Source organism: Bacteroides sp. AM16-13 (genome assembly GCF_003602705.1).
In the GTDB taxonomy this organism is placed as follows: domain Bacteria; phylum Bacteroidota; class Bacteroidia; order Bacteroidales; family Bacteroidaceae; genus Bacteroides; species Bacteroides xylanisolvens.
In genome coordinates, this window is record NZ_QTLK01000027.1 from 78819 (window position 1) to 86889 (window position 8071).

Annotated in this window: 4 protein-coding genes; all 4 read right to left on the bottom strand. The window is 40.1% G+C overall.

The features are described from left to right. Positions 1-180: 180 nt before the first annotated feature. Positions 181-2184, bottom strand: a complete 2004-nt coding sequence (locus DW173_RS19230; protein WP_008640811.1) for a DUF4954 family protein — start codon at positions 2182-2184, stop codon at positions 181-183. A gap of 119 nt (positions 2185-2303) precedes the next feature. Further along, complete coding sequence (gene hflX, locus DW173_RS19235; RefSeq protein ID WP_004315613.1) at positions 2304-3563, bottom strand: GTPase HflX; 1260 nt, start codon at positions 3561-3563, stop codon at positions 2304-2306. Positions 3564-3664: 101 nt separating this feature from the next. Beyond that, on the bottom strand, positions 3665-5137 hold the full coding sequence (locus tag DW173_RS19240; protein WP_087319079.1) for a SusD/RagB family nutrient-binding outer membrane lipoprotein: 1473 nt from the start codon (positions 5135-5137) through the stop codon (positions 3665-3667). Between the two features lie 21 nt (positions 5138-5158). Next, a partial coding sequence (locus tag DW173_RS19245; RefSeq protein ID WP_233562227.1) for a SusC/RagA family TonB-linked outer membrane protein occupies positions 5159-8071 on the bottom strand: 2913 nt, incomplete at its 5' end.

Consider the following 8071-nt stretch of genomic DNA (forward strand, 5'->3'; position numbering starts at 1 on the left):
AACCGATAAATTCCCATTTACCGGCGTAGCGCCGGAGCAAGGTTTCCATTCGGTATTCCCTGAAAGAGATACAGTTCCACCCTTTAGGGTATGTCTAAAACGATAACATGCCGAATGGAAACCTTGTTGGGGCGCTACGCCCCTAAATTCTCATTTATTTATCTACTTATTTTTGACTCGCTACACTATTTCCGTTTTATCAATCATTTTGATTCGCTCGATGAGCTCATTTCCAAGAGCCGTTTTATCTTCAATATGTTTCAACACCGCAGTCACAAATGTATTGCTTTCGAAATCACCGCGTACTTGCTCAAAGTCCTGCTTCATTTCGTCATGAGAGCCATCAGCACCGAATCCGGTCATGGAAGATAACGAGAATTCTTTCTTAGCATCCTCATATACCATCTTGTCCAATCCGACAACAGCTTGCTGCCAGGCTTTCACGATACCGATGATATCTTGCGCTGTGATCGTTTCCGGATCTAAGCCATAAAATTCCTGAATCTTATGATAAGCCCATGTCCATTCATAAGTATAATAATTCTCGTGCATTTCCGCGAAGCTTGCATTGATGGACTTTAAACGATTGACTGCTCCTTTCTCAATACCATCCAGTAGTCGGTCGATCTCACTCTTGGGAGCAATCAGTCCGGAAACATCTACCCATTCGCCAATACCAATTTCCGTATCGGGTTTCAGGCGTTGACGGATTTCTTCATTACTCTGGAAGTTAATGCCTTCCAGTCGTTTTATAATGGAGTTTCCTAAGAACTTGTGGATAGCAATTTCATAAAAACGGATTCCGTTGTTCAAAGAAGAGTTCTTGATTTTAGCACTCTGGTAAGAGTAGATTTCTGAAGTTTCACCGGACACACGTTTCAATTCTTTCAAAATGGAACGCCCTTTGAACATCTTCTGAATGGTATAAGGACTCAACAGGTTATAGTTGATATAATCCAGCCTGTTCGGGTCTTTACGATTATCACGTTTCGGCCATTTTTGTGCGTCACGGATAGTACCTACACTTCTCAAGTTGACTCCCGGAACCAGATAAGTCGTATTCCGCTGCTCTATCAGGTAAGAGAAAGGAAGATTAGAAGTATCGGCATGATTGACATGACGTCCCATGACCAATGAGAAAGCTCCGACACGTGCCGGCCACAAGATATAGGAATCAGAAGTGGTCTTCGCTCCTCTTTCCATTGTTCCTTGATGAATAGGACCTAACTTATACATGTGGTTGCTCTGATTGGATCCCGAACCTGCATTCATAAACGAGAACATTCCGGCAATCAGCAAAGTAGATTTATGATGTGTCACGGTGAAAGGACCTGCGAAAATAGCACATGCCTCACCGTTCTCTCCTTGGCAATTACTAAAAAACAAAGAATCGGAAGCGGAATAATTATGTCCCAATTTACAGGACTGCCCGACGAAGCAACGGGTCAGCATCGTACCGTCATCCACTTTTGAACCGGAAGAGATAATGAAGTCGTCACAAATTACCCCGTGACCGATATGTACAGGCGCTGTCACATTACTATTGACGCTTCCATTGGATAAGCGGCAAGTTCCACAGATATGGCAGTAATCACCAATCCGGACATTCTTGATTGAACCTGTATTGAGAATCATGACATGATTGCCAATACTGCCGATAGCAGAAGCATGTTTATTGGAATAATAATCCGCAATAGATTTCATACGGTTAATCAGTTCGGGACGATGGCGGTACAACGCAAGTATATATGCCTGATGCGCAGACAGTTTGTCGTTCATCAACACTTCACGACCTCCTGTTTCATTCAAGACAGCCACTTCTACCCCATTACCGAAAGTGCTTAATCCATCCACTAAAATAATATCTACATTCTCAATGAAAGTATCACTACCGATCTCATAGTTAGCAATGTAGTTCTGGATATTCTCAATACAACAGTTATCGCCCACTGATACATTATGCAACGTCACATGACGCAATCCCGAATGTTTCTTGATTCCCCCTGGCAATGTAAATTCTGATTCGAATACCCCCAGTTTCACTTCACCCGAGAAACGGGTATGATGAACGTACTCACAATTAAAGCCCTCTGCCACTGATACATTTCCCCAATCATCGGCCAGACACGACTGGCTCTTCAACTGAAGTACCTCATCTTCAGTCAATCTACGATAGTCTTTCATATACTAAATGATTTATGAGTTATGATTTATGAATTATGATTTATGAACTGTGATGTTGTCCGTCATAATCGCACAGCCAACTCATAATTCAGAAATCATAAATCATAAATCCCTCCCGTTTATTCTTCCTCTTCTTCGTAGGTCTGATAAAGAAAATCGTTATAGGGATATTTCTGAACGTGTAATTCTTTCACTCGCTGATAAACTACATTTTTCAGTTCGTCTATATTGATTCGTTCGCGGGCGGAAATAAAGAGGCAGTTATCCTCCATTTTTGCCATCCACGTCTTCATCAGTTCTTCGAGTGTTAAGTTTTCCTTTGTTCGGGGGGTAAGGTCGTCCGGCGCTTTCTCCACGTAGGTGTAAGCGTCTATTTTATTAAATACAAGTATCATAGGTTTGCCACTGCCGCCAATCTCTGCCAGTGTCTTGTTCACTACCTCAATCTGTTCCTCAAATCCGGGGTGGGAAATATCGACTACGTGCACAAGCAAATCTGCTTCACGCACTTCATCCAGGGTAGATTTAAAAGATTCTACCAGGTCGGTAGGCAACTTGCGAATAAATCCTACCGTATCCGACAACAGGAACGGTAGATTATCAATAATCACTTTACGCACAGTGGTGTCCAAAGTAGCGAACAGTTTGTTTTCCGCAAACACTTCGCTCTTGGAGAGAAGATTCATCATGGTTGATTTTCCCACGTTGGTATAACCAACCAATGCAACACGTATCATGCGTCCGCGATTCTTTCGTTGGGTAGCTTTCTGCTTGTCAATCTCCGCCAGACGTTCTTTCAATAATGACATACGGTTCAGGATGATACGGCGGTCCATCTCAAGCTGTGTTTCACCCGGACCACGAAGTCCCACAGAACCTTTACCGCCACCGGCACCGGAACCTCCTCCCTGGCGTTCCAAGTGAGTCCAAAGTCGCTGCAAACGCGGCAACATATATTTATATTGTGCCAGCTCTACCTGCGTCTTCGCATTGGCTGTCTGTGCACGCATGGCAAATATATCAAGGATCAGTGAAGTACGGTCCAGTATCTTCACTTTCAGTTCGGCTTCAATATTACGAATCTGTTTCGCAGAAAGCTCATCATCAAAGATGACCATTCCTACTTCACGTTCTTCTTCCTCTTCGTTACGAATATATTGTCTGATTTCTTCCAACTTTCCTTTTCCGACATAAGTCACTGAATGAGCTGTCGGTAACTTCTGCGTAAATCGTTTCACTACTTCCGCCCCAGCCGTCTCGGCAAGGAAAGCCAGTTCATCCAGATACTCGTTCGTCTTACGCTCATCCTGCGTTTGTGTGATGAGTCCGACAAGCACTGCTGTCTCTACTTTGGCTTCGGATATTACAAATTCTTTCATTCTTTACTTCTAATATATAATAATGTGGGCGCAAATATAACAAAAAAAAAGAGGACAATGTTTTATTGTCCTCTTTTTCGTATCATTTATCACCTTAGAATCTATAAATCAAACCACATCTTTTCCCAAATTTTAGGAGATTCTTTGGGTGCATTAGGATTAGCAGTCATTTCCTCAGGACTATATTCCCATCTACGAATAAGTTCCCGAGAAGTAGCTTCTGTCGGCACAGTAAGTACAGGTACCTCATTACCATTGGATCCTGATCTTCTCCACTGTACAAATTCTTCCAACGGTCTGTCCATCAAATCAATCCATTGCTGAATATGAATCTCATATAAAGCTCTATCAGGTTCCAATGTGTTTAAATCATCCAAAGCATCAATAAATTCAGTTGTCTTTACCGGATCCGCTTCATAATAATCACAAGCTGTTTGAATAGCTTTCTTATATAATTCATTAGCTTTCACCAAATTAGAAGTTACTCCCAACCCACGTACATACGCTTCCGCTTCAAAAAACAACTGTTCCTGATAAGAATAAATTAATTCAGGGGCCTCTTTTCTAAAAAGATACTTACTTATAACGGAAGATAATAACTCCGCATTTTCATCATCAGTTTCTTCTGCTGCCTGCCGAGTATCCAAGCCTCGATACAGCCCGTCAGCTCCCGGTTCAAAATATCTGGAAATACGAGAATCATTGCGTTCCTGCATAGGCTTCAATACATTATTATTTGCAAAAAACATAATATTGATGCCATTTGTATACTTCTCCAATATTTTATATTTAGGATTTTCATTACCGGCAGTCTGTAAATATGGGAACTGCAGATTATCATCAGCCGAACTAATCATACCACCGTCACTTATCAACTTTCCAATCTGTTCTGCTTTCGTCGGATCTTTATCCACCATTGTCATTAAAGTTCTGAATTTTAAAGATTTGGCCAACCGAATCCACTTTTGCATATCACCTTTATAAAAAATATCGTAATCAGTAATGGCCAAAGGATCATCCAAGTTGATCTCATTCAACGCTTCATCCAACAAGCTTACTACACCATTCAAAACTACTTCCTGAGAATCAAATTTTGGATATTTAACTCCTTCTATCCAAGCCTCCGTAAATGGAATATCTCCCCATATCATTGTTGTCTCATAAATATGTTGAGCTAGAATAATTTTACATTGAGCAATTCCATTATGATTGACAGGAGTAGCTTCTTGAGCATTTTTGATAGCTAACTGCAAATTATTACCTCCAACAGAATAGTAATGCTTCCATGTATTACCAAGGCTATATGGATCTATGACATAATAACCTTCCGCCCAGCCCCCATAATCATCGCCGCCGTCTGCCTGACACTGGATACTTTGAGAAAGAGGAATGTAAGCATCTCCTCCGGTACGACTACCAGCCCAATTCACTACTGCATAATTGAATAAATACCCGGGATCCACCTTTTCCGCAGAATTTGGATTATGATTAACATCCAACCAATCACTACATGAGCTCAAAATAGCACATGTAAATATGATTGCTATAGTATATATTGATCTTTTATTTTTCATATTATTTCTCTTTGATAATTATTATAATGTCAATCTAATATTAAATCCGAAACTTCTTGTTGTCGGGATACTATTGAACTCAACTCCCCCACCGATCTGTGCAGGTCCAAAAAAGTTAGCTTCCGGATCAATGTGAGGCACATGATCTTTTATAATCCAAAGATTACGAGCCTCAAAGCCTAAATCAAGAGATTTGACAAAGAAACTTCTAAACCATTTTCTAGGAAAACTATAAGAAAAGTTCAACTCACGTAATTTAACATATGAAGCATCGAAAATATTACCCTCATTATTACTTGATTTTGCCACATGCCCCCAATAATCTTGCATACTTTTAACCGGCACATCATTAGCTCTGTAAGTTCCATCAGATTGTAAGATGACTCCCGGTTCAATAAACGACGCATCTTCTCGATGGGCAGCAGTTTCAGCAGCAAGTCCGGTAGTACGTAAAGTACCCACTGTTTCAGAGTAAAGAGAACCACCTTGACGAATATCTATCAGGAAACTCAATGTGAAACCTTTGTAAGAGAACGTATTATTAATACCCATTGTAAAGTCCGGGTAAACATCTCCCAAACGCACATTGTTTACAATTTCACGGAGTCCTGTCTTTTCGTTAATAACATAATTGCCCGAATCATCACGTTTCCAACCTGTACCATACAGACCAAACGAACCACCAACTTCCGCTTTTATCTGCAATCCACTCAATCCACTAGTCAACGAGTACTCATCCAACCCTTCTGCCAGCTCATCAACTTTCTGGGTGTTTTTTGCAAAAGTAGCCTCCAAGTCCCATTTAAAGTCCTTAGTCTGTACAGGGGTAACTCCTAATGCTACTTCAATCCCTTTATTAGATACTTTTCCCGCATTAATATTATTGGCAAAATACCCCGTGGACAAAGGAACATCAATGCTTACGATTTGATTTTTAGTTACACTTTTATAATAAGTCAAGTCTAAACGAATACGATTTTGGAAAAAGCGTAAATCAGTACCTACCTCAAACGATGCCTGATTTTGTGGTTTAAGATTCTCATTCGGCAATACACGAGGACCTGTAAATCCTACTAATCCATTATGGGGAAAAACATTCGTTAAATTATACTGCAAAAAATAAGAATTAACCGGAGTATATTGAAACGCCAACTGGTATGGTTGTTCATCACTACCGACATTAGCATAACTCATACGCAATTTTCCATAACTCAAAACATCCTTATTCTTCATCAATTCTGTAAAAATAAAACTACCACTAATTGACGGATAAAAATAAGAACGGTTATTTACAGGTAATGTAGATGACCAGTCATTTCTTCCTGTCACATCCAAGAATACCATATTCTTATAACTGAAGCTTATATCTCCATAAAGACCAACCAGCCGTTTCTTAGAGGTATAATTTACCGGACTCGTTGTCTTAGCATTAGTATATGCATACAATTCATCTACAACCAGATTTTGCGCCAACACATTATTATTTCTCCAGTCTTCCTGATATATATTGTGTCCCAACATTACTTTTACTCCATAATCTTCCGCAAATGTTTTCTCATACGATATCATCAAATCATTATTCAAAATACGCTTATAGAGATCCCATGTCTGGAACTGTCCTTCAAGATTACCAATTGTCCCTTTCGAATATACTTTACGTCTGGTTTCTGTATAAAAGTCAGTTCCTGCATTATTCGAGATTGTCAGTCCTTCTATCGGTTTATAAGTCAAAACAATATTGCCGATAAGACGATCCAACTGATTAGTAAATTTATTCTTGTTGATTATCCAATACGGATTGTTACTCTTTCCTTCCGGATCCAGTGATATTTGCTTACCGTATTCGTCAATCCAATTGTTTTTCACATCGTTGATATTTACCGTACGCGGCATTCCGTTTATCAAAGGAATGAGCAAGTTATTATCATTAGATCCCTGAGCAGGCCGTCCTTCCGAATCAGAGCGGATGTACTGTGCTGAAACTCGCCCTGTGAAGTTCTTGGTGAAATTCATACCACCATTAACGGCAAAAGCATATTTATTATAATCGGATCCGGGCACCACCCCTGTCTGATTAGTAGTAGAGACACTGATTCTAAAATCAGAACGTTCTGTACCACCAGCAATTGCGACATTATTTATATAACTCATACCTGTCTCATAGAAATCTTTTACATTGTCAGGATATGCTTGCAAAGTAACCTGTTCTCCTTTAAAATCTGCAAATGTCTGATCTTGCACAGAAGATATCTTAGGCCCCCAACCATTCAACATTTTTACATTATATTTGCCATAACTTCCTTGTGCGTAATCATTTTGAAAATCTGGCAGTTTCAAAACATTCTCAAAACGTGTGGAAGAATTAACTGTAACAGATACCTGCGAATTGCGACTACCTTTTTTGGTAGTTATTACGATAGCACCATCTTTCGCACGCGCACCATACAATGCAGTTGCCGCAGCCCCTTTTAAAACATTAATAGACTCGATATCATCCGAGCTAATATCTCCTGCACGGTTTCCAACATCAACAATGCCATTAGTTCTGTCCGGATTGAACGCCCCATTGTCAATAGGCAAACCATCAACAATAAAAAGTGGAGACGACACGCTACCAATAGAAGAAGCACCACGAATCTGAATACTAGAACTTCCCCCTGCAGTACCTGACGACTGTCCAATCTGTACACCTGCGATCTTACCTGATAAGGAGTTTAAAACATTACTTTCACGTGCCTTGGTTATTTCATCACCTTTAACACTTGTCACTGAATATCCCAAAGACTTTTCAGAACGTTTAATCCCCATCGCAGTCACCACAACCTCATCAAGTTTCTGAGAATCAGATTTTAGCACAACTTTCAGATTCGGTTTTATAACCACTTCCTGCGTCTGCATACCAATATACGAAATCTGCAAAGTCTTTGCAGAACT